Annotated in this window: 20 protein-coding genes; 13 read left to right on the forward strand and 7 right to left on the reverse strand. The window is 72.8% G+C overall.

Translation table 11 applies throughout. From position 1 onward, the window contains the following. Positions 1-38 precede the first annotated feature (38 nt). A complete protein-coding gene (locus KIK09_RS02605) occupies positions 39-980 on the forward strand; it encodes a lytic transglycosylase domain-containing protein (RefSeq protein WP_214316974.1) in 942 nt (313 codons plus the stop codon). Between the two features lie 12 nt (positions 981-992). Next, complete coding sequence (locus KIK09_RS02610) at positions 993-1,466, forward strand: hypothetical protein (RefSeq protein WP_214316975.1); 474 nt, start codon at positions 993-995, stop codon at positions 1,464-1,466. Between the two features lie 48 nt (positions 1,467-1,514). On the opposite strand, the gene KIK09_RS02615 is transcribed toward KIK09_RS02610, so the two are convergent. Then, positions 1,515-3,275 (reverse strand): amidohydrolase, encoded by a 1,761-nt coding sequence (locus KIK09_RS02615; protein WP_214316976.1) that lies wholly within the window; start codon positions 3,273-3,275, stop codon positions 1,515-1,517. Between the two features lie 28 nt (positions 3,276-3,303). Here KIK09_RS02615 and KIK09_RS02620 point away from each other — a divergent pair, with 28 nt between their 5' ends. The 7 genes from KIK09_RS02620 to KIK09_RS02650 are packed head-to-tail and all read left to right on the forward strand — an operon-like array spanning position 3,304 to position 14,466. Beyond that, positions 3,304-3,906, forward strand: coding sequence for a TetR/AcrR family transcriptional regulator (locus tag KIK09_RS02620; protein ID WP_214316977.1), 603 nt, complete (start codon positions 3,304-3,306; stop codon positions 3,904-3,906). A 47-nt stretch (positions 3,907-3,953) separates the two neighbouring features. Continuing rightward, positions 3,954-6,290 carry an ATP-binding cassette domain-containing protein gene (locus KIK09_RS02625; RefSeq protein ID WP_214316978.1) on the forward strand — a complete coding sequence of 779 codons (2,337 nt, stop codon included), beginning with the start codon at positions 3,954-3,956 and terminating at the stop codon, positions 6,288-6,290. Positions 6,291-6,348: 58 nt separating this feature from the next. Further along, positions 6,349-8,295: a CHAT domain-containing protein gene (locus KIK09_RS02630; RefSeq protein WP_214316979.1), complete on the forward strand. Its 1,947-nt coding sequence runs from the start codon at positions 6,349-6,351 to the stop codon at positions 8,293-8,295. Next, the gene (locus tag KIK09_RS02635; RefSeq protein WP_214316980.1) at positions 8,292-12,830 is read left to right on the forward strand and encodes a hypothetical protein; all 4,539 of its coding nucleotides are present in this window, start codon (positions 8,292-8,294) and stop codon (positions 12,828-12,830) included. Before KIK09_RS02630 ends, KIK09_RS02635 begins: the two co-directional genes overlap by 4 nt. 42 nt (positions 12,831-12,872) lie before the next feature. Beyond that, entirely contained in the window at positions 12,873-13,301 is a 429-nt protein-coding gene (locus KIK09_RS02640) for a hypothetical protein (RefSeq protein ID WP_250572491.1), read from the forward strand. Next, positions 13,298-13,519, forward strand: a complete 222-nt coding sequence (locus KIK09_RS02645; protein ID WP_372455492.1) for a helix-turn-helix transcriptional regulator — start codon at positions 13,298-13,300, stop codon at positions 13,517-13,519. Before KIK09_RS02640 ends, KIK09_RS02645 begins: the two co-directional genes overlap by 4 nt. Beyond that, on the forward strand, positions 13,516-14,466 hold the full coding sequence (locus KIK09_RS02650) for an NAD(P)-dependent alcohol dehydrogenase (RefSeq protein WP_214316982.1): 951 nt from the start codon (positions 13,516-13,518) through the stop codon (positions 14,464-14,466). Before KIK09_RS02645 ends, KIK09_RS02650 begins: the two co-directional genes overlap by 4 nt. Here the strand turns inward: KIK09_RS02650 and KIK09_RS02655 are convergent. From KIK09_RS02655 to KIK09_RS02670, 4 genes are all read right to left on the reverse strand, one after another. Beyond that, on the reverse strand, positions 14,456-17,758 hold the full coding sequence (locus tag KIK09_RS02655) for a glycoside hydrolase family 84 protein (RefSeq protein ID WP_214316983.1): 3,303 nt from the start codon (positions 17,756-17,758) through the stop codon (positions 14,456-14,458). The genes KIK09_RS02650 and KIK09_RS02655 overlap by 11 nt on opposite strands. 125 nt (positions 17,759-17,883) lie before the next feature. Next, positions 17,884-18,048, reverse strand: coding sequence for a 50S ribosomal protein L33 (gene rpmG, locus KIK09_RS02660; RefSeq protein ID WP_214316984.1), 165 nt, complete (start codon positions 18,046-18,048; stop codon positions 17,884-17,886). A gap of 66 nt (positions 18,049-18,114) precedes the next feature. Then, on the reverse strand, positions 18,115-18,558 hold the full coding sequence (locus tag KIK09_RS02665) for a hypothetical protein (RefSeq protein ID WP_214316985.1): 444 nt from the start codon (positions 18,556-18,558) through the stop codon (positions 18,115-18,117). Continuing rightward, positions 18,555-19,061, reverse strand: a complete 507-nt coding sequence (locus KIK09_RS02670; RefSeq protein ID WP_308163897.1) for an RNA polymerase sigma factor — start codon at positions 19,059-19,061, stop codon at positions 18,555-18,557. The genes KIK09_RS02665 and KIK09_RS02670 overlap by 4 nt, the downstream gene beginning before the upstream one ends. Before the next feature lie 99 nt (positions 19,062-19,160). Between KIK09_RS02670 and KIK09_RS02675 the strand changes: the two genes are divergently transcribed. Beyond that, positions 19,161-20,093, forward strand: a complete 933-nt coding sequence (locus KIK09_RS02675; RefSeq protein ID WP_214316987.1) for a DUF4331 family protein — start codon at positions 19,161-19,163, stop codon at positions 20,091-20,093. Here the strand turns inward: KIK09_RS02675 and KIK09_RS02680 are convergent. Continuing rightward, positions 20,069-20,704, reverse strand: a complete 636-nt coding sequence (locus tag KIK09_RS02680) for a response regulator (protein ID WP_214316988.1) — start codon at positions 20,702-20,704, stop codon at positions 20,069-20,071. The genes KIK09_RS02675 and KIK09_RS02680 overlap by 25 nt on opposite strands. Then, entirely contained in the window at positions 20,701-21,405 is a 705-nt protein-coding gene (locus tag KIK09_RS02685; protein ID WP_214316989.1) for a histidine kinase, read from the reverse strand. The genes KIK09_RS02680 and KIK09_RS02685 overlap by 4 nt, the downstream gene beginning before the upstream one ends. A 111-nt stretch (positions 21,406-21,516) precedes the next feature. Between KIK09_RS02685 and KIK09_RS02690 the strand changes: the two genes are divergently transcribed. The 3 genes from KIK09_RS02690 to KIK09_RS02700 are packed head-to-tail and all read left to right on the forward strand — an operon-like array spanning position 21,517 to position 23,861. Beyond that, positions 21,517-22,512 (forward strand): DUF418 domain-containing protein, encoded by a 996-nt coding sequence (locus KIK09_RS02690; RefSeq protein WP_214316990.1) that lies wholly within the window; start codon positions 21,517-21,519, stop codon positions 22,510-22,512. 24 nt (positions 22,513-22,536) lie between these two features. Continuing rightward, positions 22,537-22,908: a BlaI/MecI/CopY family transcriptional regulator gene (locus tag KIK09_RS02695; protein ID WP_214316991.1), complete on the forward strand. Its 372-nt coding sequence runs from the start codon at positions 22,537-22,539 to the stop codon at positions 22,906-22,908. Then, positions 22,905-23,861, forward strand: coding sequence for a M56 family metallopeptidase (locus KIK09_RS02700; RefSeq protein ID WP_214316992.1), 957 nt, complete (start codon positions 22,905-22,907; stop codon positions 23,859-23,861). The genes KIK09_RS02695 and KIK09_RS02700 overlap by 4 nt, the downstream gene beginning before the upstream one ends. Positions 23,862-23,864: the final 3 nt, after the last annotated feature.

The raw sequence follows: 23,864 nt of genomic DNA on the forward strand, positions 1-23,864 counted from the left end.
ATCGTCCGGGGCGTGATCGACCGGTACGGTGGGGCGTCATGAGGTTTCCCGACGTGGTGGTCGCTGGTGGGCTCGTGGTCGTTCTCGCGGGATGCGGGGTGGCCGAAGGGACGCAACGGGTCGATGGCGGGCCGGGTGCTTCGGTCGCGGGCTCGCGAAATACCGGTGGGAGCAGCTCGCTGGGTGCTGGTGGGAACGGCTCCGGGGCGGCGGTGCAAGCGCCCGCGCCCGACGTCGAGATTCCGGCTGAGGCGGGGGCGTTGGCCGCGGCCTTGAAGCAGACGACGGCGGCGTTGTACGCCGGGATCGACGCGTGGACCGCCGGGTCCGCGGCCGCGGCGCCGCAGGACGTGGTGCTGTACGCGCTGCACCAGCAGCGGATCTACCGGGCGATGGCCAGGGATCCCAAGCTGGCGAGGGAGACGATCGGCCGCCTGCCCAAGCCGCTGGCCGCCGAGGCGCGCGACGACGTGAAGGCCGTCAGCGGCCTGCTGTCCCTGGCCCGCCCGATCAGCGCCGCCCAGCGGAAGAGGATGCGGCTGGCCGAGGCCGAACCCGCCAAGCGCCTGCGCGGCTACTTCCTGGCCGGGGAGAAGCGGTTCGGCGTCGAGTGGGAGGTCCTGGCCGCGATCATGCTGGTCGAGACGAAGTTCGGCCGCGTGAGATCCGCCAGCTCCAGCGGCGCGCAGGGCCCGATGCAGTTCATGCCCGGCACCTGGAAGCAGTACGGCATGGGCGGAAACGTCCACCGCGCCAAGGACGCCGTCCTCGGCGCGGCCAACTACCTGAAGGCCTCAGGCGCCCCAGGAAACTACCGCCGCGCCATCTGGGCCTACAACCACGACACCCACTACGTCGACGCCGTCCTCGCCCACGCCCGCCAGATCAAACGCGACCCGCGCAGCTTCTACGCCTACTACAACTGGCAGGTCTTCGTCCTCTCCAAGACCGGCGAAATCCGCCTCACCGGCCCCCGCTAGAGGCGGCGCGTCATGGCGGAGCTCATCGCGCACGCGGTCGAGGAGGTCAGTGTCGCCTGGTCCTCTCCGATGGTGGTCGACTCGGCTGTCCTCGACCACGAGGATCATGCGCCGTGGGATGAGGAGTGGTCGCCGTTGGAGCTGGACGGGTGGGCGCGCGTGGGACGCAACGCGGTGGTCCTCGAGAAGTCCGCGAGCGCCACCGCCTGCATCCGGCTCGAGCTGTGGACCGGCGAACCCGCCATGAAACAACCGGCCTGGGGTCACGTGTGGACCGGTGAGATCCACCTCCGGTCAGCGCGGCTCCACATCCGCGATCTCTGGGAGGACTGGTCCAGGGGAGACGCGTTCGACCTCGGACAGGCAGGCGCCACCTGGCCTGTGCGGATCCAGCACAGACGGCTGGTGAACGATCAGGAACCTGCCTTTCCTCGCGACCTCTTCCAGGTGGACCTTTACTTGCTGCAGTTCTGGAAGCGTCCTTGACCTGCGCATCGTGAAAGCTCGCCCACCTGGAGTGCGGCCATGCGGGTGCTAGAGGCGGCCGTGGACGATTTTTCCGCCGACCATGGTGAGGAGGACTTGGGTGCGGGGGATCTGTTCGGCGGGGATCTTCATGATGTTGCGGTCCAGGACGATCAGGTCGGCGAGTTTGCCGACCTCGAGGGAGCCTGTGAGTTCTTCCTGCCTTAGCTGGTAGGCGCCGTTGTAGGTGGCGGCTCGGATGGCGGCGGCGCGGGTGAGTCGCTGATGGGGGGTCATGGCGCCGAGTTTGTGGTAGGGGCTGCCGAGCGCGGCGGTGCGGGTGATGACGGTCTTGATCGCCGTCCACTCGTCCAGCGGGTCGACCGGCCAGTCGCTGCCCAGCGAGACGCGCCCGCCGCTGCGGAAGATGTCGCCCTCGGGCTCGTAGTTGGCCCAGCGCTTCGGCCCGAGGTACGGCTTGACCGATTCGACCGAGTCGGGGGCGGGTTTGGCCCAGTGGAAGCCCATCGCGGCCACCACGTCCAGCTCGGCGAAGCGGGCGATGTCGGCCGGGTCGACGAGTTCGGCGTGCGCGACCGTGGGGCGGGTGCGGGTGTCGCCGTCGGCGCGGATCCCGGCGAAGGCGTCCAGCGCCAGCCGTACCGCTCTGTCGCCGATGGCGTGGATGTGCGGGTCGAAGCCCGCCTCGGCGATCTGGCGGACGACGGCGTCGAGCTTGTCGGCGCTCCAGTACTGCGCGCCGTGCTTGGTGCCGGGCACCCAGTGGTCGTGCTTGTGCACCAGGTACGGCTCGAGCAGCCCGGCGGTCTGGGCGGGATACTGCAGCACGCCGTCCATGAAGAGCTTGACGTTGTGTACGGCGACGCCGGGCCGCACCCTGGCGGCCCCGCCGTGGTAGCGGGAACGCAGCCGGGAGACGCGGGCGACCGGCTCCCGCTCCGAGACGTCGACCACCGGCGCGAGGTGGGCGCGGGCGGTGAGCTCGCCGCGCTGGTGCAGCGTGGTGAAGGCCCGCATGGTCGACTCGGGCGCGGCGGCGTCCATGAAGGTGGTGACGCCCTGGCGGGCGAGCGCGGCGAGCGCGGTCCTGGCGATCTTCAGGTTCTCGGCCGCGGTGGGCGCCGGGATCGCGGCGCTGACCAGGCTCTGGGCGCCGTCCTGCAGGACGCCGGTGGGCTCGCCGTGCGCGTCGCGCTCGATGGTGCCGTCCGGCGGGTTCTTGGTCTTCGCCGTGATCTTGGCTAACGCGAGGGCGCGGCTGTTGACCAGCGTGGTGTGCCCGTCGGTGGACCCCATGACGATGGGCCGCCTGGCGTCGACCGCGTCGAGGTCGGCCTTGGTGAGTTCGGTCCCGGCCGGCCGTACCGCCTGGACGTACCAGTGCGTGACGTTCACCCAGCCGTCGCCCGGGTTCTTGGCCAGGTGGGCGCGGATCTTGTCCTGGATCTGCTTGACCGTGAGGGCGGCGTAGTCCAGGTCGCAGCCGAGCAGGCCCTGGCCGCCGTCCATGGGATGCAGGTGCCCGTCGTGCAGGCCCGGCATGACCATGCGGCCGTGCAGGTCGATCACCTTGGTGCGCTTGCCCACGTGCCGTTTTGCGCCGGCGGCGGTGCCGACGTAGACGATGCGGCCGCCGGTGACGGCGACGGCCTCGTGCACGCTGTCGTCGGCGTCGACGGTGTAGACATAGCCGTTGGTGAGGACCAGGTCGGCGCCGGAGGCGGCCTCGGCCGGCGTGGCCAGCGCGGCGGCAGCCGTCACGGCGGCGCCGGCGGCGAGCACGCCGCGGCGGGACGGGTTATTCTCCACGGGTTCTCTCCCCAGATTGCGAGGGTGGATGGCAGAGCAGCGCGGCAGGACGCAGGAACGCGGCAGGCAGGCCAGGCGCCAGGTGCTTGAGGCGGCGCTGGAGGTGATCGCCGAGCGGCCGGTGGCCGAGATCCAGGTCCAGCAGATCGCCGAGCGGGCCGGGATGAGCCCCGCCCGGGTCCTGTACTACTTCCATTCCAGGGACCAGATCCTGGTCGAGACGTTCCGCTGGAGCGAGCGGGGGCTGTCCGAGCGGCGGGCGGCCGAGTTCGCGACGCTGGCCGACCCGGTGGCAAGGCTCGACCGGTACGTCCGGCTCTACCTGCCTGTGGATCGTCACGACGTCTCCTGGAAGCTCTGGTTGGAGGCCTGGCTGCGTTCGACGTCCGCCAACGAACTGAGCAGGACGGCCGACGAGATCGACGGCGGCTGGATGCGTGACCTGGTCGCGATCATCGCTGACGGCGTGGCGAGCGGGGTCTTCCGCTCCCTGCCCGCCGAGGAGTTCCTGCCTTCGTTCAACGCGTTGCTTGACGGACTGGCGGTGCACGTGCTCATCGGCCGGCTCGACCGGGCGCGGGCCGTACGGACAGCGCTCGACGAGGCAGCCGAGAAGCTCGGCACCAACTAAAACTTGAATCAGATTTAAGTTCACTGTGGCGACCGCGTCAATGCAGAATGCTGGGCATGGACAACTACGTCCGGGTGCGTGGGGCCCGGGTGCACAACCTTCGCGACGTCGACGTCAAACTGCCGAGGGACGCGATCGTCGCGTTCACCGGCGTTTCTGGCTCGGGGAAGTCGTCGCTGGCGTTCGGGACCCTGTACGCCGAGTCGCAGCACCGCTTCCTGGAGTCCGTCGCGCCGTATGCGCGCAGGCTGCTGCAGCAGGCGGGCACGCCGGACGTGGACGAGGTGACGGGGCTGCCCCCGGCCGTGGCGCTCGAGCAGCGGCGTTCGGTGCCGTCGGCGCGCTCGTCGGTCGGGACCGTGACGATGATCTCCAACTCCCTGCGGATGCTGATGTCGCGGGCGGGCGACTACCCGCCGGGCGCCGGGCGGCTGGACTCCGACGCGTTCTCGCCCAACACCGCCGCCGGGGCCTGCCCGAACTGCCACGGGCAGGGCGTGGTCTACGAGGTGACCGAGGACTCCCTGGTGCCCGATCCGTCGCTGACGATCAGGCAGGGGGCGATCGCGTCGTGGCCGGGCGCCTGGCAGGGCAAGAACCTGCGCGACATCCTGGCAGTGCTCGGTTACGACCTGGACCTGCCCTGGCGCGACCTGCCTCAGGCGGATCGCGAGTGGATCCTGTTCACGGACGAGCAGCCGGTCGTCACGGTGCACCCGGAACGGGACCCCGACCGGATCCAGCGGCCCTACCAGGGCAAGTACTCCAGCGCCAAGCGCCTGGTGCTGCACGCCTACGCTGACTCCAAGAGCGAGACCAGCCGGGCCAAGGCCGCGCGCTTCCTGGTGAGCGCGACGTGCCCGGTGTGCGGCGGGCGGCGGCTGCGGCCCGAGGCCCTCGCGGTGCGCTTCGACGGGCGCGACATCGCCGAGCTGGCCGCGATGCCGCTGGTGGAGCTGGCCGGGCTGCTGCGCCCGCACGCGGTGGGCTCGGGTCCCGCCGCGGTGCTGTCGCAGGATCTGGTGGCCCGCATCGACGTGCTGGTCGAGCTGGGCCTGGGCTACCTGAGCGCGAGCCGGTCGAGCCCGACGCTGTCCGGCGGGGAGCTGCAGCGGCTGCGGCTGGGCACACAGCTGCGCTCGGGCCTGTTCGGCGTGGTCTACGTGCTCGACGAGCCGTCCGCGGGCCTGCATCCGGCCGATTCCGAGGCGCTGATCTCGGTGCTGCGGCGGCTGAAGGACTCGGGCAACAGCGTCTTCCTCGTCGAGCACGACCTCGACGTGGTGCGGGAGGCCGACTGGCTGGTGGACGTGGGCCCCGGCGCGGGCGTGCACGGCGGCCGGGTCCTGCACAGCGGGCCGCTCGCGCAGCTGCGCGACGTGCCGGAGTCCGTCACGCGCCGCTACCTGTTCTCCGGTACGGCACGGCCGCCCCGCCGCCCGCGCGCGCCGCGGGGGTGGCTGAAGCTGCGCGGCGTACGGCGCAACAACCTGCGCGGCGTGGACGTCGAGGTGCCGCTGGGCGTGCTCACGGCGGTCACGGGCGTGTCGGGCGCGGGCAAGACCACGCTGCTCGGCGCCATCGGCGACCTGCCGGAGGCGGACCGGGTGGTGCGGGTGGACCAGCAGCCGATCGGGCGGACGCCGCGCTCGAACCTGGCCACCTACACCGGGCTGTTCGACGTGGTGCGCAAGCTGTTCTCGGCCACGCAGGAGGCCCGCGCGCGCGGCTACGACGCCGGGCGCTTCTCCTTCAACGTGCAGGGCGGGCGGTGCGAGACGTGCAAGGGCGAGGGGTACGTGGCGGTGGAGCTGCTGTTCCTGCCCACCACGTACTCGCCGTGTCCCGACTGCCACGGGGCCCGCTACAACCCGGCCACGCTGGAGATCGCCTATCGCGACGCGACGATCGCTCAGGTGCTCGACCTGCCGGTGGACGACGCCGCGGACTTCCTGGCTGACGTGCCCGCGGCGATGCGGCCGCTGCGCGCCCTGCGCGAGGTGGGCCTGGGATACCTGCGGCTCGGCCAGCCCGCGACGGAGCTGTCGGGCGGGGAGGCGCAGCGCGTCAAGCTGGCCTCCGAGCTGCAGCGCACCAGCCGCGGCGCGACCCTCTACCTGCTCGACGAACCCACGGGCGGCCTGCACCCGGCCGATGTCGAGGTCCTGATGCGCCAGCTCGAGGCGCTGGTCGAGGCGGGCAACACGGTCGTGCTGGCCGAGCACGACCTGGCCGTGGTCGCCGCGGCCGACCACGTCATCGACCTGGGCCCCGGCGGCGGCGACGCGGGCGGCACGATCGTCGCCCACGGCCCTCCCGCCCGCATCGCCGCCAACCCGTCGAGCCGCACCGGTTCCTACCTGGCGCCCGTCCTGCGATCTTGATCGCAACGATCCGGTGTCTGCGCTACCGCCCCGGCGGCGGAGCGGGAACGATGAACGGGTGAGCCTGCCTCGTGTCCGCGTCGTCGTCGAAGGGGACCGGGTGGAGGTCCACCACGCCGGCACGCCGCTGGCCGGGCCGTACCCTCTGGGACCCGTCGGCGTGGAGGAGGACCGCGGCGCCGTCGCCTACGGCAGGGCGCTGTTCGACGCGCTGCTGGCTCCCGCGTGGCCGGCCATCACCGCGCTGCCCGAGGTCGGCGCGGCGGGCGGGGTCGAGCTCGCCCTGCTCTGGCCGCCGGAGAGCGACCTGCACCGCCTGCTGTGGGAGGCGATGCACGACGGCCGCTGGCACCTGGCGGCCCGCCCCGACCTGCTGGTGGCCGTCACCCGGGTGATCCCCGGCGGCCCGCCCGTGCCCGGCGGCGAAGCCCGGGCTCCCCGAGTGCTGTTCGCGGTGGGCGCGCCGCTGACGGACGAGGTCATCAGGCCGGGCGCGATGTTCATGGGCCTGCTGCGCGCGCTGGACGCGGAGGGCGTGGCGGTCACCCGCGTCGCCCAGGTCTCGCCGGAGGAGCTGGCCGAGGTGTGCACGAGCTTCCGCCCTGACATCGTCCACCTGGTCGCCCACGGGTCGGCGGACGAGGACGGCCGGTCGGTGCTGCACCTGCGCGGCAGGCGATCGGACGGCTGGGTGGGCGCCGCCGAGCTGGCCGCCGCGCTGACGGCCGGCGGCCAGGTCAGGGCCGTCGTGCTGAGCGCCTGCCACAGCGGGGCCGGATTCCCTGCCGAGCTGGTCGGTGCCGGGATCCCGCTGGTCTCCGCGATGGCGGGAGAGATCAGCGAGCAGGCCTGCCGCCTGTTCGCCCGCCGGCTGGCCGGCGCGCTGCCCGGCGGGGAGCCGGTCGTCGAGGCCTCGGCCAAGGGGCGCAGGGCCGCGCTCCTCAGCGCCTCCCGCGACCACCTGGACTGGGCCAGGCCGGCCCTGTTCCTGTCGGAGGGGCTGGACGTCACCCGGCCGCTGGTCGAGCCGGCCGCCGCGCACCGGCTGGTGCGCCTGGCCGACGAGCTGCGGCTGCGCCGCCAGCCGCTGCACATCGGGCGGGAGCGGATCCTGGACCAGGTGGATCGGCTGTTCACCGACCGGCTCGGGTTCCTGCTCGCCTGCCGTGACGGCACGATCCGCCGGACCGGCGGCACCCGGCTGCTGCGCGAGGCGGGCTTCAGGCTCTTACGCGACGGGCACGTGCCGCTGTTCGTCGGCCCGTTCAGCGGGTCGGCGCCGCAGAGCTGCGGCGAGCTGCTGCGCGAGCTGTACTTCCAGGCGGCCGACGTGTCCGCCACGCTCGGCGGTCCCGCTCCCCCGGTGTACGGCAGGCAGCCCGACGGGTTCGAGGAGGCGTTCGCGTGGATCTCGGAGCTCGGCGAGCGCGATCCCCGTGCCGCCAGGCTCACCCTCGCCAGGGATCTCACGGCGTTCGGCGAGCTGATGGGGACGCTGGGCGACCCGTTCGGCCCGCACACCCGGGTGGTCGTCCTCCTCGACAGCCTGCACGCCTACGGCGACGCGCTCACGGCGCTGCTCGCCATGATCCGGCCCACCGGCCTGGGCACGCCGGAGATGCCCGTCCCCGTGGTGGCCACCGCCTCGTTCACCGAGGACCACGGGCGGCTGCTGAAGTCGTTCAGCGAGCGGGAGGGCGGGGTGCCCGGGTTCGCCTTTCCCGAGCTGGCCGCACTGGGCGACGAGGAGGCGGTGCTCGGCTTCCAGTGGGTGCTGCTGCACCCGTGGCGCAGGGACAGGGAGCCGGAGTACCGGCGTGTCTACGTCGCCCCCCGCAACGTCAGGCCGGAGAAGGTGCGTGAGGGGCTGCGCCTGCTCAAGGGCGACCCGACCGTGGTGGACGACAAGCTGTATCTGGCGGCGCAGCTGATGACGCTGCACGAGCTGTTCGTCACCGACGACGACGAGGCCGCCTACGCCAAGTACGTGGAGCGGTTCGAGTGAGCGGGCTCGAGCAGGAGCTGGCCAGGCGCGGCACCGAGCTGCTCAGGCGCCGGCTGTCCGGGTTCGACCCTGATCTGCTGGCCGCGCTGGCGCTGGTGCCGGAGTGGACGCAGGAGCTGGCGGGCAGCGTTTCCCTGCTGTCCGGTGACGACCTGGACCGGCTGGAGGACGTGGGGCTGATCGAGCGGCGGCGCGTCCTGGCGAGTTCGGGCGGGCGGCAGGAGGCGTTCTGGCTGCGTGCCGCGGTCCGCCCGGAGGCCGCCAGGCTGGTCCGCTCCCGGCTCTCCGCGACGTGCGACCTCCTCGAGGCGAACCTCCCCCCGCTCACGCCGACGATCCAGGCCTGGCTGCGGGCCGCCGCGCTGCGGGCCGAACCCACGGGGCTCGAGCTGGTCGAGGCCGTCGACCGCATGATCAACGACGGGGACCTGGCGGGCGCGTCCCGGCTGGTCACCGCCGCGGAGGTGCTCGGTCAGACGCTCGGCGGGCCGCTGGCCGACGCGGCGCGCAGGGCCGGCTGGCGCGTGGACAGGCTCGCCCGCGCGGCCGACGACCTGGAACAGCTGCGCCACTACCTGCACCGCGGCGAGGCGGAGGAGGCGCTGACCGAGCTGATCACCGGCGAGGCGGAACCGTGGGCGCTCCACCTGCTCGGCGGCGGCGGGACCGGCAAGACCATGCTGGTCCGCTACCTGGCCTCGGGCCGCTTCGCGGAGGACCGCGGGATCGCGCCGTTCCCCGTGGCCAGGGCGGACTTCGACCATCTCGACCCGCGCTATCCGGAGCAGCGGCCCGGCGAGCTGCTGCACGCCCTGGCCGGTGAGCTGCTCGGGTACGGCGCCGACCGGCACGCCTCCCAGTCCTTCCGCGCCTTCGAGGACTCCTCCGTGGCGTTGACCGAGGAGCTGGCGCGCACCGGGCCGTCGCCCAGCCGCGTGGAGCAGCTGTTACGCGCCATGGTCTCGGCCTTCGCCGGCTTCGTCGGCGCGCTGCCCTCGCCCGCCGTCCTGGTGCTCGACACCTGCGAGGAGCTGGCCAAGCTGTATCCGCCCGGCTCCACGGCCCCCGGCATCGAGCACACCTTCCGCCTGCTCGAGCTGATGCACGCCGAGCTGCCGCAGCTCAAGGTGGTGCTCGCGGGGCGCCGCTGGCTGGTGCCGCCGCCGTCGGAGCTGACGGTGGGACCGGTGCTCACCTCGCGCCCGTACGTGCGGGTGCTCAAGCTGGGCGGCTTCGCCCTGCCGGAGGCCGAGCTCTACCTGGACCGGCGCGCCCCCGGCATCCCCGCCCCGCTGCGCGAGGCCGTGCTGGAAAGGGCGAGGCAGCAGGACTCCTACAACCCCTTCGAGCTGGCGGCCTACGCCCACTGGGCGGCGGCGGAGCCGGGCATGGACGCCGCCGCGCTGCTGGGCGCGCCCGGCGATCCGTATGTCGAGAGGCGCATCGTGGGCCGGGTGTCGGCCGCGGCGGTGCGCGCGGCGCTGCCCGTGGCGGCCGAGCTGGGCAGGTTCGACCTGGACCTGCTCAGGCCCGCGCTGACGCGCGCCGGGATCGATCCCATGGCCGCCTTCGACGAGCTGGCCACCCACGACTGGATCAACGTGGTCAGCCTGGGCCCCGACGGCCGCGCCGGCGTGGTCGAGGTGGACGAGCACCTGCGTGACCGGCTGCGGTCCGCCCTGCCGCTGTCTGATCCTGGCGCGCTCGGCCGGGACGCCGCCGCGGTCATCGCATCGACGCCGCTTCCGGACCTGCCGGTCGAGACCGTGGAGGCGGCGGTACGGCTGCTGCCGCCCGCGGAGGCGGCGATGCTGTGGGCGTCGCTGGAGCGGCGGGTACTCGACGGGGGCCACTGGGGATGGGCCGTCCAGGTGTCCGCGCGCGTCGGGGCGGGTGAGGAGGGCAGGCAGGGCGAGAGCATCCTGGCCGCGATCCTGGCCACGCAGGCCGCCGCCGCCACGCGGGCGGGCCGCCCGGCGGCGCGGCTGTGGGAGGCGGTGGCCGCCCACGCGGGCCGCCATCCGGACCCGGTAGCGCGGGAGACGCTCGCGCTGCGGGCCGCACTCTGGGATCAGGACCCGCGCCAGGCCATCCGCGACGCCATGGAGCGCGAGGGTCGGCCGGGCATCGGCTCGGTGGCCGCGATCCTGCACCGACGACCCGTCGCGGTACCAGGTCTGGAGGCGCTCTGGGAGAACCCCGGCCCGTTCAACGCGGCGGCGGCGATCATCTTGGCCTCCCAGGCGGTGACCGCCGACACGCCCGAGGCGGCGACCCGTCACGCCGATCGGGCCCTCGGGCTGGCGGCGCTGGATCCAGGTCCGCCACTGCCGGACTGGGAGCCGCCCGCCGGCCTGCTCGACCACTGCCGCGCCGCCCGGCTGGCCGTGGCCACGCGATGGGGCGAACCACTCGACGCGGTGCCCTGGGAATCGTGGCGCGAGGAATGCCTGGCGCGGGCGGACGGACCGGAGCCGCAGCTGGTGCTGGCCTTCGGCGTGGCCTTCGCGCTGGGGCATCGTGCCGTCGACGCCGACACGCTGACGACGCTCGAAGCCGTGGCCACGCCCGGCCCGCTGGCGGCCGAGCTCGCCACCGCCTGGGCCGTCGCCGGCGACCCGGGGCGCGGTCAGGCGCTGCTCGCGCGCTGCCTGGCCGAGGCCGCGGGTTCGGACCTGCCGCCCGACCTCGTCGAGGAGTGCCGGATCGCCCTGATCAGGCTGGCGACCCGATGCCTGACTGCGGCCTGGGTACCCGACCTGGTGCACATCGAGCGCACCGGCACCTCCGCGGAACGCGAGGCCGCCGGCCTGCTCACCCTGGCGCTCGGCAACGCCCCTCTCGAGGTGGACCCGCCGCCCGAGGCCGAGCCGCCCTCGTGGACCGCCGTCGCAAGGTCCTCCGCCGCTGTCACCGGCGCCCCGGGGACTCGCGGCCGCGCGCTGCTGCTCGAGGCGCTGACGTGCGTCAGAACCTCCCGCGACCGGGCGCTCCCGCTGCTCTCCCAGGCCGCGGCGCTGCTGCGCGAGGCCCAGGACGCCGACGGCGCCGACATGGCCCGCGTGCTCGGGCTCCTCTGCAGGGTACTGACCGGCTCGGCCGACGCCCGCGAGACGACCTCGCTCGCCCCGCCCGACCAGCTCATGAACGGCGTGCGCGCCGTCCCGGGCTCCCGCTGGCCCGCGCTGCTGAAGGCGACCGCCGACGTCCTGGCGGCCAGATCCGACACCGCCGCGCGGCGGGCCGCCTCCCTGGCACTCGGCTCCTCGCAGGAGCAGGGGCTGACCGCCACCCCGCGGGCCCGCTCGGGCGGCTCGTCCCGTATTGGCGCCGGTCCAGCGGCCGCCGTCCTGTATCTCGGCTCGGCCGCAGCCGCCGCGTACGGCTTGGCCACGCTCATAGCGGCGCTGCCCGTCGGCCCTCCCCTGAGCGTGGTCTTCGCCGCGACGCTCGGCGTCGCCGTGCTCACCGGCGCCGCCGCCGTCGCCTTCGGCGCCCTGGGCTCGGACAGCCTCAACGGCATGGCGGGCGCGGCGTGGGGTGCGGGGGTCGGGCTGTCGTGCCTGGCGGCAGCCGTACCGGAGGGCCCGCTCAGAATCGCGGCGTTCTGCGTGGCGATGCTGCCCCCGGTGGTGGCGGTGGCGATCATCGCCCGCGTCCGCGCCCTCGTGCGCCGCCATCCGGCCTACTACACGCTGCGCGTCCGCCCCGAGGGGATCCGCCTGTACGAGCGCGGGTCGGCGGCCACGCTCAACGGCGGGCTCGGCCCGCTGGTGCAGCGCTTCGACAGCGTGTACCGGCAGACGTGGGAGCAGGAGGATCCGGACGCCCCGCCGGCACTCGGGAGCGTCTTCCCCCCGGGCGGCGGGCCAGTCGCGGTCTCGCTGGACATCGGCGAGGAGTTCAGGAACCGGCCATGGGAGCAGCTCGTGACCGCCGGGTTCGCGCCCGCCGTCCGCCCGCGCCTGGTGATCTTCCACAGGGACGGCGAAGGACGCGCCAAACGCCGCCACTGGCGCACCTCCCGCCGAGAGGCCTATCTGGGCCCGCCCCACCTGGCCGAGGGGCGTGAACCTCCACGCGAGCGCGGCACGTACCGGATGATCCACGCCATCGGCCGGCCGCTCGACACCGCCGCAGGCCCGCAGCTGCGTGTCATGGACGAGGCCGCCAAGGCCAAGGGGCAGCGGGTGCGCGAGGGCGAGCGGCTCGTCCGCCTCGAGTTGCAGCAGGCGCTCGGCCTGGTCATCCTCCAGGCCGACCCCGCCGAACGCGCCCGCCCCCTGGCGGAGAGCCGCGAGGCCTTTCTCGACGTGGCGGACATCGTCTTCTTCGGCAAGCCCAAGAGCGTCCTGGTCATCCCCGCGTTACCGGACGACGTCGCGCTCGACGCCGTCGCCACGCTGCGCCGCGAGTATCTGGCCCGTGGCCGCCAGCCGTACCCGACCGAGCTCATCGACCTCGTGCTCCAGCTCAAAGGCCGGCTCCCGCCCGAGGTCGCGCCCGACGTCATGCTGTTCATGAAGGTCATGTAAAACAAACTAGACATGATGTCGGTGATGTTTTACATTACCGGCATGCCCTTCGAAGAGAAGCTCGCGTGGATCATGGCGGTCGTCTCGGCCGTCGCCTACGCGGTCTACCTCGCCCTGATGCTCGCCGCCACCGGCCAGACCCCGATCCCCGAGGTGCCGTACGTGGCCACGATGCTGTGGAGCATCGGCGGAGCGATCCTCGCCTCGATCGTGCTGCGCGTGGTGGCCTCCGCCCTGGCGCCGCAGGACGCCGGCAAGAAGGACCAGCGCGACCGGGAGATCAGCCGGTTCGGCGACCACGTCGGCCAGTCGTTCGTCGTGATAGGCGGCATCGTGGCCACCGTGCTCGCCATGGCCAGGGTGGACCAGTTCTGGATCGCCAACGTGCTCTACCTGGCGTTCGTGCTGTCGGCCATCCTCGGCTCCTTCACCAAGATCGCCGCCTACCGCCGGGGCTTCTGGCCGTGGTGAAGGCGACGAGGGTCACGAACTCGATCCGGACGCTGCGCTTCGCCTGCGGCGAGATGACCCAGGCCGAGCTGGCCGACCGCATCGACGTGACCCGCCAGACCGTCATCGCCATCGAGCAGGGCCGCTACTCGCCGTCCCTGGAGATGGCTTTCAAGATCGCACGCGTCTTCGGCGTCCCGCTCGACGACGTGTTCCAGTACCCCGAGGAGGAATCATGAAGGCGATCGTCCACGACAGGTACGGCACGGCCGACGTGTTACACGTGGCCGAGATCGACCGTCCGGAGCCCCGCCAGGGCGAGGTGCTTATCCGGGTCCGCGCGGCCGGCGTGGACCGGGGCGTGGTGCATCTCGTGAGCGGCCTGCCGTACCTGGTGCGGCTGGGGTTCGGGCTGCGCGGCCCGAGGACCCGTGTCCGCGGCATGGACGTGGCGGGCGTGGTGGAGGCGGTCGGTCCGGGTGTGACCAGGTTCCGGCCGGGCGAGGAGGTGTTCGGCGTCTGCGCGGGCGCCTTCGCCGAGTACGCCAGGGCCAGGCAGGACCGGCTGGTTCCCAAACCCGCCGGGCTCACCTTCGAGCAGGCCGCGGCAGTCCCCGTGTCCGGCACCACGGCCCTGCAGGGAGTTGGAACGCTCCAGGAGGGGCAGCGGGTGCTGGTGCTCGGCGCGGGCGGCGGGGTGGGCACGTTCGCGGTGCAGGTGGCCAAGGCCGCCGGCGGCCGGGTGACCGGCGTGTGCGGCCCCGGCAAGGCGGACCTGGTGCGCTCGCTCGGCGCCGAGCAGGTCGTCGACTACACCACGCAGGAGGTCGAGGGCCGCTACGACGTGGTCCTGGACATCGCGGGCGACCGCCCCCTGTCGCGGCTGCGGCGGCTGCTCGTGCCCGGCGGGCGGCTGGTCATCGTCGGCAGCGAGAAGGGCGGGCGGCTCCTCAGCGGCATGCACCGCCAGTTCGGGGCGATGCTGCTGGCGCCGTTCGTCCGCGACCGGATCCGCATGCTGGTGTCGCTGGTGCGCGAGGACGACCTGCGCCGCCTGGCAGAACTGCTGGAGTCCGGCCAGGTGACGCCGGTCGTCGGGCGGACCTACCCGCTGGACGAGGCCCCCGACGCCGTCCGGTACGTCGCCGGGAGCCACGCCCTGGGCAAGGTCGTGCTCACCGTGTAGCGCGCACCTCGAGCTCCCACAGGGAGTAACCCCACTCGAGCGCCCGCTTCACGCCCTGCAGCCGCAGGTAGCGCGTGGAGTTGGGCTGGTCGATCCAGAGCACGTCCACGCCGCCGTCACCGTCGGCGACCTCGGCCAGCGGCTTCCAGGTGGCGCCGTCGGCCGACGACTCCACCCGGTAGGCCTTGCCGTAGGCGGTCTCCCAGCGCAGCGTCACCTGGCCGACGTCGACCGCGCTGCCCAGGTCCACCTTCAGCCACTCGCCGTCGGTGTAGCCCGACGACCAGCGGGTGCCCGGATCCCCGTCGACGGCCCTGGCCGCCTCGAACGCGGTGCCTCCCTCGACGCTTGAGGCCGTGACCGGCTTGCCGAGCGCCAGGTTGGTCTCGCCGACCGGCCGGTGCGCCTGGACGGTCACGCTGGTCTTGATCCCGGCGAAGGAGACGTCCAGAGTGCCGGAACCGGTGGGAGTGAAGGCGACGGGCAGCGCGAGCACGCCGCCGCGCGGCAGCGTGACCTCCCGGTCCGCCGGCACCTTCCAGCCGTCGGGTCCCTTCACCGCGAGCGTGCCGATGATCGCGGCGGCCCGCTCGCTGCTCAGGCTGACCGTCACGGTCGCCTGCTCGCCCGCGGTGGTGTCGAGCGTGGCCGGATCGGCCGACAGCACGGCGGCGGGGACGTCGGCGTACCTGGGCACGATCTCGGCGATCTTCGGCGCCGCGCTGCCCGCCGTCCAGGCCAGCCTGATCGCGTCGGCCTTGACGTCCTGCGGGTCGAGCTCGGTGTACGGCGGGGCCAGCCGCCCGATCGCCTGCCACTTCCCGTCGACGCGCAATTGGACCTCGGCGTCGCCGGAGCCGACGACGGCCACCTTGTCGATCAGTCTCGGCTTGGACAGCTCGGCCTGCAGCGCGTCCCCGGCCGCGGGGGCGGCCGAGGCGGTCCAGGCGGTGGCCAGGTTGCCGTCGGCGGCGGCGCCCGGGTTGGCGCCGGCCGGGGTACCGCTCACGGTGATCCTGGTGGCGTCGTCGCCGAGCGTGGCGACCTGGAACTCGCGCACGACCAGCCAGTAGTCGTTGCCTCCGGTGGCCCGGTAGCGGACGTAGCGGGCCTTGGTCCCGGCCGGGGCGGTGGCCTTGACCTCGGGAGTGGTGCCGGTGGTCAGCTGGGTCCAGGCGGCTGCGTCGGTGGAGTACTCGAGCACCCCGGCGTGGATGTAGTCGTTGGGGCTGCCCGGCTTGCCCATGAGCACCGCGACGTCGCCGATCACGCGGATCGCACCCAGGTCCACGCTCACCGCGTCGCCCGCCCCTGGTGAGCCGTTGCTCCAGTAGAAGGTGGACGGGTCACGGTCGACCATCCTGTCGGCGGTGTTGTCGGCGTAGGTGCCGAGCGTGGTGGAGGCGGCGGGCCGGTCGTTGACCACGCCGATCCACCGGTCGAGCGCGGCCAGCGCCCGGTCGATGAAGCGGTCGAGGACGCCGTCGCCGATGCGCGGGAACGTCGTGGCGTGCGGCTGGCGCGGGTCGCGGATGGCCTTGGCGGAGGCGATCAGGGTCAGCGCCTGGTCCCTGGCCTTGACCGCGGTCACGCCGTCGTCGCCGCGGACGGCCTCGAGCAGGTCCAGCGCCTTGAGCATGGCCTTGGCCCACAGCCTGGTGGCCTCGAGCCACGACTTGGCCTCCTCGAGGAAGGCCTGGTCCTTGACGCCGCGGGCGATCACGTCCGGCGCCTGGAGGAGCCGCTCGCCGTACTCGCGCAGGGGCTCGATCCTGCCGTCGCGCCAGAAGTCGGCGATCTTGGCGGCCAGGACGGGAGACTGCTTGGTGTGCAGGGTGCCGTCGTAGGTCGACAGGTCGGCGAAGTCGCGCAGCGCCCGCACCACGGCCGGGTCGTGCCCGGCGACCTCGTCGAGCGCGCGCAGCCATGACGCCTGGGCGTCGAAGGCCTTGTCGTTCCAGCCGAAGTCGGCGAAGGAGTAGAGCGCGACCTTGCTGACGGCGGCCTGGTTCATCGGGTTGGAGATGATGCCGGCCAGCTGCTCCGACAGGCCGGGCTCGCGGCCGGCGTAGTCGTTGAGCGGGATCCTGCCCGGGTTGTAGTCGTTGACCGGGTAGTTGTCCCAGACCAGGATCTGGTGGCCGAAGACCTTCCTGGCCTGCGCCGCCTGCGCCTTGGTGATCGCGCCGGGCACGACGCCCAGGCCGGTCCAGTGCACGACGACCTTCTGGTCGAGCATCTCCCTGACGGCCTTCTTGTAGGGCGACTCGGAGGCGTTGTAGTACTCGGTCGGCACCATCTGCAGCGGCGCGACGTCGCCCTTGGCCGTGGCCCAGGCCTGGACGGCGTTGATCAGCTCGCTCTGCGCGCGGCCCGCGCCCGCGCCGCCGGGGTTGCCGTACTTGGCCTTGTCGCCGTCGCAGTTCCACCTGCCGGCGTCGATGTCGTCCATCGGGATGTTGAACGAGCGGCCGCCCAGCTGATAGATCGCCTCGAACTTGGCCAGCAGCTTGGCCAGGTCGCCGGGGTCGGTGTAGCAGATCGACAGGCCGGGCGACAGGGCGAAGGTGAAGCGCACGTGGTTCTCACGCGCCCGGGTGACCAGCTCGCCGAGCTGGGCCAGCTTGTCCGCCGGGTATGGCTCGCGCCACCTGTCGCGGTGGTAGGGATCGTCCTTGGGCGCGTACTCGTAGGTGTTCATCTTGTGCGCGCCCAGGTAGGCGAGGTGGTCCAGGCGGTCCTGGTGCGACCAGGGCGTGCCGTAGAAGCCCTCGATGGAGCCGCGGTAGCGCATGGTGGGCCAGTCGCGCACCTCGATGCCGGGCATCCGGCGGTCCTTGACGAGCTGGCGGAAGGAGAGCGCGGCGTAGTAGGCGCCGTCGGCGTCGACGCCGTCCAGGACGACCGTGTGCCGGCCGGCGGCCAGCACGTAGCCCTCGGGCGGCAGGCCTTCCGCGCCGCGCACGCCGAGCCTGGCCAGCGCCTGGTCGCCGCCGCCGAGGTAGATCGTGGTGGGCGTGTGCGGGTCGGCGCCGTCGGTGGTCTCGACCCGCTTCACGCCGGCGTCGGTGAGGGTCTGGCGGACGACGGCCTCGGCGTACTGGTCGGTGCCACTGGTACGGACCAGCCCCACGACGGGGGTGAGGGGGAAGCCGTCCGATCGCGGCTTGACCTGCTGGGCTACGGGGAAGAGCTGCTGGGTCACGGGGGCTGCCTGCGCCGGGGCGGTGATCAGGGAGGATGCGACGAGGAGGGCGGTGAGGGCGATGGCTAACGGGCGTGCGGACTGCACATGCACTCCTTGGGAAGGCGGCTGCGCAAAACCTTCCGGATGTCCGGAATTTGATCACATAAGATCATTCGCCTGGCGACTGGTCAATACCAGCCGCCTTCCCAGTTTCAACCGGTACGGACCAGTTACCGCTCCTCGCGGAACAGCACGTGCTGGCGCACGATCGGGTCGTACTTGGTGAGGGTCAGCCGGTCGGGGTCGTTCCGCCGGCTCTTGCGGGTGATGTAGGTGTAGCCGGTGCCCGCGGTCGACCGCAGCTTGATCACCGGGCGGAGTTCGTTCCTGGCCATACCGAGTCCTTTCTCGTTCCAGGCTGTGTAAGTCGCCGAGAACGGTTTTCATTCCCGCACCTGGCGTCAGCCACCGAGTTCGCGCTTCCTGCGGAGCAGGGCGGCGCGGCGCAGGTGGGCGCGGATGGTGAGGGTGGTCGCCACGACGAGGAAGGCGCCCCCCACGAGGGCCGCGAGCGGCATCCCCTCACCCCGCGACGCGGCGATCGCGGTCAGCCCGGCCGTGGTGGCGACCGACACCGCCACCGCGGCCCAGCCCGCGACCACGCGGTCCAGGCCGAGGAGCGGCCTGCGGATCAGCGACCATGCGCCGTAACCGGCCCAGAACGCGCAGAGGAGGAGCAGCGCCAGGAAGGCCAGCCGGGTCCGGTCCGGCAGGGCGGGCTCGGTCAGCCACAGGAGCCCCAGCATGCAGGCGCCGGCGAGACCGGAGACGAGGGCGAGCACGTGGCCGACGCGCCCGCGGGATCGGAAGAGCTTGTCGGCCGGCTCGTCGGGACGCGGGGTCATGGGTTCTCCGTGAGGTGGGTGCGAAGCAGGCGGCGCGCCCGGTTGAGGCGCGATTTGACGGTGCCGACGGGCACGGCGCAGATCTCGGCGCAGTCCTCGAGCGACAGGTCCTCCAGGTAGAACAGGATGAGGACCTCCCGCTCGCGGGCGGGCACCTTGGCCAGGCCCTCGACCAGCTCGACGCGGTCCAGGAGGGTGTCGGCGGGGTCGTCCATGACGGGCTCGACGGGTTCCTGGCCCGGCTCGCCGTACGAGGAGCGCAGCGCGTTGACGACCGAGCGGCGCGCGATCGTGAACAGCCAGGGGCGGAACCGTTCGGTGTCGCGCAGCCTGGGCAGGCCGCGCAGCACCGCCAGCCAGATCTCCTGGGTGACGTCGTCGGCCCGCGCGGGGCCGAGCATGCGGCGCGCGTAGCTCCAGATCGGCTGGTGCCAGGCACGGACCAGCTCGGTCAGCGCCTCGCGTTCGCCGAGCTGGCATCGCACCAGTAGTAGTTGATCCACGACAGTACAGTCGCGCCCGGGCCGCCTGGGGTTCACGGAGAGGGGAAAGAGCAGGTCAAGGCCTGCTTCCGAGCGTAGGGGCAGGGAATGTCAGCACACATGTCGCATCATCTCAGTGGACCGAACCTGCGACCGCCGTCGGGTGACGCCCGGCTTGATCTGACGGACGTGTTCGCCTTCCAGTCCAACACCGAACCCAGTCGCACAGTGCTCATCATGGACGTGAACTCCTTCGGGTTCGATCCGTCCGCGGGGCAGTACCTGCACCCTGAGGCCGTCTACCGCCTGTGCGTCGACAACGACGGCGACAACCGTCCCGATGTCACCTTCGACTTCGTCTTCTCGCAACCGCAGGACGGCAGGCAGACCGTCACCGTCTCCAAGGACGGCGAGGTCGTGATCGCTGACGCCGAGGTGAGCTTCGGGGTGGAGCCGAACGTGGTCGAGGCCGGCGGTGTGGTGTTCTCCGCGGGGCTGCGCAGCGACCCGTTCTTCGCCGACCTGGAGGGCATCGGCAACAACTTCACCTGGACGGGCAACGACACGATGGCCGAGAGCAACGTGATCGGCATCGCGCTCGAGGTCCCCGACGACCTGCTGGGCCCGGACCCGCGGATCGGGGTGTGGGGCCGGGTGCTGCTCAGGAAGGACGGCGAGCTGGTCTCCGTCGACAGGGGCGCGCACCCGTCGCTGACGGCGTACTTCAACGCCGAGGACGCCAAGGACGCCTACAACGCCGGCGACCCCGCCGACGACGTGCGCAACTACCGCGAGGCGTGGATCGCGGTGCTGGAGCACACCGGCGGCTACACCGCCGACGAGGCGATGGACGAGCTGGAGACGGTGCTGCCCGACGTGCTGCGCTTCGACCGGTCGCAGCCCGCCAGGTACCCGAACGGCCGGCGGCTGGCCGACGATGTCACCGACGTGCGGCTCCAGATGATCAGCCACGGGAAGATCACCGGCGACGGCATCGGCCACCACATCGACCTGCTCGACGAGTTCCCCTATCTGGGCCCGCCGCACGCGTAGCCGTTCTCCCAGGCCCAGGCGGCGATCTCGACGCGGTTGCGCAGGCCCAGCTTGGCCTGGACGAGCGAGACGTGGCCCTTGACCGTGCTGAGCGAGATGAACAGCTCGGCGGCGATCTCCTGGTTGGTCCGTCCCCTGGCGACGGCCCGGACCACCTCGATCTCCCTGTCCGACAGCCGCCGCTCGGTGCGGCCCGCCGGCCGGGTGAAGCGGCGCAGCAGCCGCAGCGTGATCGACGGTGAGATCAGCGCGTCGCCCACGCTGGCCGCGCGCACCGCCTCGACCAGCACGCCCGGCCCCGCGTCCTTCAGCACGAAGCCGACGGCGCCGCCGCGCAGCGCCTCGTGGACGTACTCGTCCAGGTCGAACGTGGTCACCACGATCACCCGCGTGGAGCCCGCGAGCGCGCGGGTGACCTCCAGCCCGTCAAGCCCGGGCATCTGCACGTCGACCAGGCACACGTCGGGCCGCAGCTCGCGGGCCAGGGCCAGCGCCTGGTCGCCGTCGCCCGCCTCGCCGACGACGCTGATGCCGGGCTGGTCGTCGAGGATCACCCGCAGGCTCGCCCGCACCATCGCCTGATCGTCCGCGACCAGCACCCTGATCGTCACGTTCTGTCCGCCGGACCCGGTACGGCGGGCCGAGCCGGATCCGCCGCGCCGCGGAGCCGCCCGACGAGCCGGTGCGTGGCGGCCAGCGCGTCGGCCCCCGCCGTCTCGATCTCCTCCAGGGCGCCGCCCACCCGCGCGGACCGGCGGGCGAGGATCTGGCTCGCCTGGGCCTGCAGCACGATGCCGCCGACGTGGTGGGCGACCACGTCGTGCAGTTCCCTGGCCAGCCGCAGCCGCTCCTCGCGCCGGATCCGGGCCGCGATCACCCGTCCGCGCAGGTCGGCCACCCGCGGGCACGTCCCGGCCACGACGGCGGCCGACCAGCCCGCCGCGTTGAGCAGCGTCACAGGCGGCCGCTCCGCCCAGGTGAGCGCCACGATCGCCAGCCCGCCACCGGCCACCAGGCACGCGGACCGGGCGGGAAACCGCCACACCGCGAACCCGACGAGCACGGCCAGCCCGAGCGCCATCCCAGGCCCCGGCTCCGCGGGCAACCCCGCCACCCGCGACACGGCCACCGCCGCCGCCGCGACGCCCAGCCCGGCCATCACGGCCCACCTGCGCCCCACCAGGGCGAGCGCGCACACCAGTGCCCCCGCCACGCCTCCGAACACCGCGTACCCGATCCCCCAGCTCACCGCGACCCGGTACGCCCAGAAGGCGAGCACCGCCCCCGCCACCATGCCGAACCCGAACCGCACGCCGTACACGCTAGAACCAGGGCACCGGCCGGCAGAACCGGCCGAAAGTACGATCTCGCCCCTGCTTTCGACCCGTGCCGCGCCCGGGCGGGCCACGCAGGATGAAGCCTCATGCCAAGTGAAACCAGGCGCAGGATCGCCGCGCTCGACGTCGTCCGCGGCTTCGCGCTGTGCGGGATCCTGCTGGCCAATATCAGGCCGATCGCCAACCTCGACGGCGTCATCCTGCAACACGGCGAGCCGGATTCTCCCGCGTGGATCGGGCTGTTCGTCGAGCAGCGGTTCTTCCCGATCTTCGCCACGCTGTTCGGCGTCGGCTTCTCGCTGCTCGTGGGCTCCGCCGCGGACCGCACCACCCGCCCGCGCGTGCTGTTGCTGCGCAGGCTGCTCGTGCTGCTGGCGGTCGGGCTCGCGCACATGTTCCTGCTGTGGCGGGGCGACGTGCTGACCTACTACGCGCTGTCCGGGTTGCTGGTGCTGCTGCCGTCGACGTGGCTGCCGCGCTGGGCGGTCGCGCTGCTGGCCGTGGCGGTCTGCGCGGTCACGATCGCCTTCTCCGGCGGCGGCTACATGCTCTCGCCCGGACTGGTGCTCGCGGGCTCGGCGCTGGTCCGCTACGGCGTCATCGACAGGATCGAGACCTCCACCCGCGGCCCCGCCGTCGTCGGGCTCGTGCTGGCGGCCGCCGCGGTGCCCGCGCTGTGGGCGCAGGAGCGGAGCCAGAGCCCCGCCCTGTTCGCCGTCGCGGGCCTGCTGATCGCCGGCGTGTACTGCTGCGCCCTGCTCCTCCTGCTCAGGACGCGGCTGCGCGCGGCGCTGCAGACGCTGTTCGCCCCGCTCGGCCGGATGGCGCTGACCAACTACCTGTCGGCCACGGCCCTCGTCCTGACGATCGCCCACCTGTACGGCAGGCCACAGGACTGGTCGTGGCCGGCCGTATACCTCATCACCGGCGGGATCCTCGCACTCCAGTGGGCATGGTCCACCCTCTGGCTGCGGCACCACCTCTACGGCCCGCTCGAGTGGTTGTGGCGCTGGGCCACCTGGCTACGCCGTCCGCCTCTGAGCCGGCGATGGGAACGGTCTACGAAGTTGAGTAGGATGTAGGCCGATCACGGAGGGTGGGAGCTGATGCGCACACTGGGGGATCTCGAGTCGGCGATCATGGACCGGATGTGGTCCTACCATCGCCCTGCCTCGGTCAGGGACGTCCTGGAGGATCTACGGCAGAGCCGCGAGATCGCCTACACCACCGTGATGACCGTCATGGACAAGCTGTACAAGAAGGGCCTGCTCAAGCGCGAGCCGCAGGGCAAGGCCTACGTCTACGAGACGGTCGGCACCAAGGAGTCCTACACCGCCCAGCTGATGCGCGAGACGCTGGCCAGCGGCGGCAACCAGGCGGCCACGCTGGTCCACTTCCTGGAGCGGCTGACGCCTGAGGAGGCGGCGGCACTGGAGTCGGCGCTGCAGGTGTTCCCGCCGCGCGGGGGCCGCCCATGACGGTCGCCGCCGTCCTGGCCGCCTACGCCCTGATCGCCGCCATGCTGCTCCCCCGGCTGCTGGTCAGGGCGGCGTGGAGCGAGCGGGCTCCGCGGCTGGCGATCTGCATGTGGCTGGCCGCGGGCCTGTCGGCGGTCGGCTCGGCGGTGCTGGCGGGGCTGAGCGCGGCGATCCCGGGCGACGCGGTCGGGCACGGGCTGGCCCGGCTGTTCGAGGCGTGCAGGATGCTGCTCGGCGACGGGTCGGGCGTCCAGGTGGCCTCGGCGACGTTCCGGCTGGCCGTACTGGCCAGCGGGCTGATCACGGCGCGGGCCGTGTACTGCGTGGCCAGGGTGCTGCTGACCGCGCGCCGCGAACGCGCGCGGCACGCGAGCATGCTGGCCATCCTGGGCCGCCGCGACGGCGAGCTCGACGCGGTGGTGCTGGAGTACGGCGAGCCGGTCGTCTACTGCCTGCCCGGCAGGCAGAACAAGGCCGTGATCACCACGGCGGCGCTGCACGCGCTGCCGCCCGAGCATGTGGCGGCGGTGCTCGCCCACGAGCGCGCGCACCTGCGCGGGCGCCACCACCTGGTCATCGCCCTGACCGAAGGCCTGGCCGGAGCCTTCCCCTGGCTGCCGCTGTTCGCGGTGGCCAGGCGGGAGGTGGCGCGGCTGGTGGAGCTGCGGGCCGACGACGTGGCCGCGGGGCAGCACCCGCGGGTGCACCTGGCCGCCGCGCTGGTGGGGCTGGCCACGGGCCGGGTCCCTGCCTTCGCGCTGGGCGCGGCCGGGGAGAACGCGCTGGTCAGGGTGCGCCGCATGCTGCAGCCCGCGGCGCCGCTCGACCGCCGCGAGCGCGCCGTCGCCGTGGCCGCCACGGCCCTGTTCCTGGCGGGTCCCGCGGTGCTGGCCTTCGCCCCCGGCGTGGCCGCCCTGGTGGCCCACCACTGCCACGCCCTGCTGCCGATCTGACCG

Origin of the sequence: Nonomuraea sediminis (genome assembly GCF_018531495.1) — a bacterium.
In the GTDB taxonomy this organism is placed as follows: Bacteria; Actinomycetota; Actinomycetes; order Streptosporangiales; family Streptosporangiaceae; genus Nonomuraea; species Nonomuraea sediminis.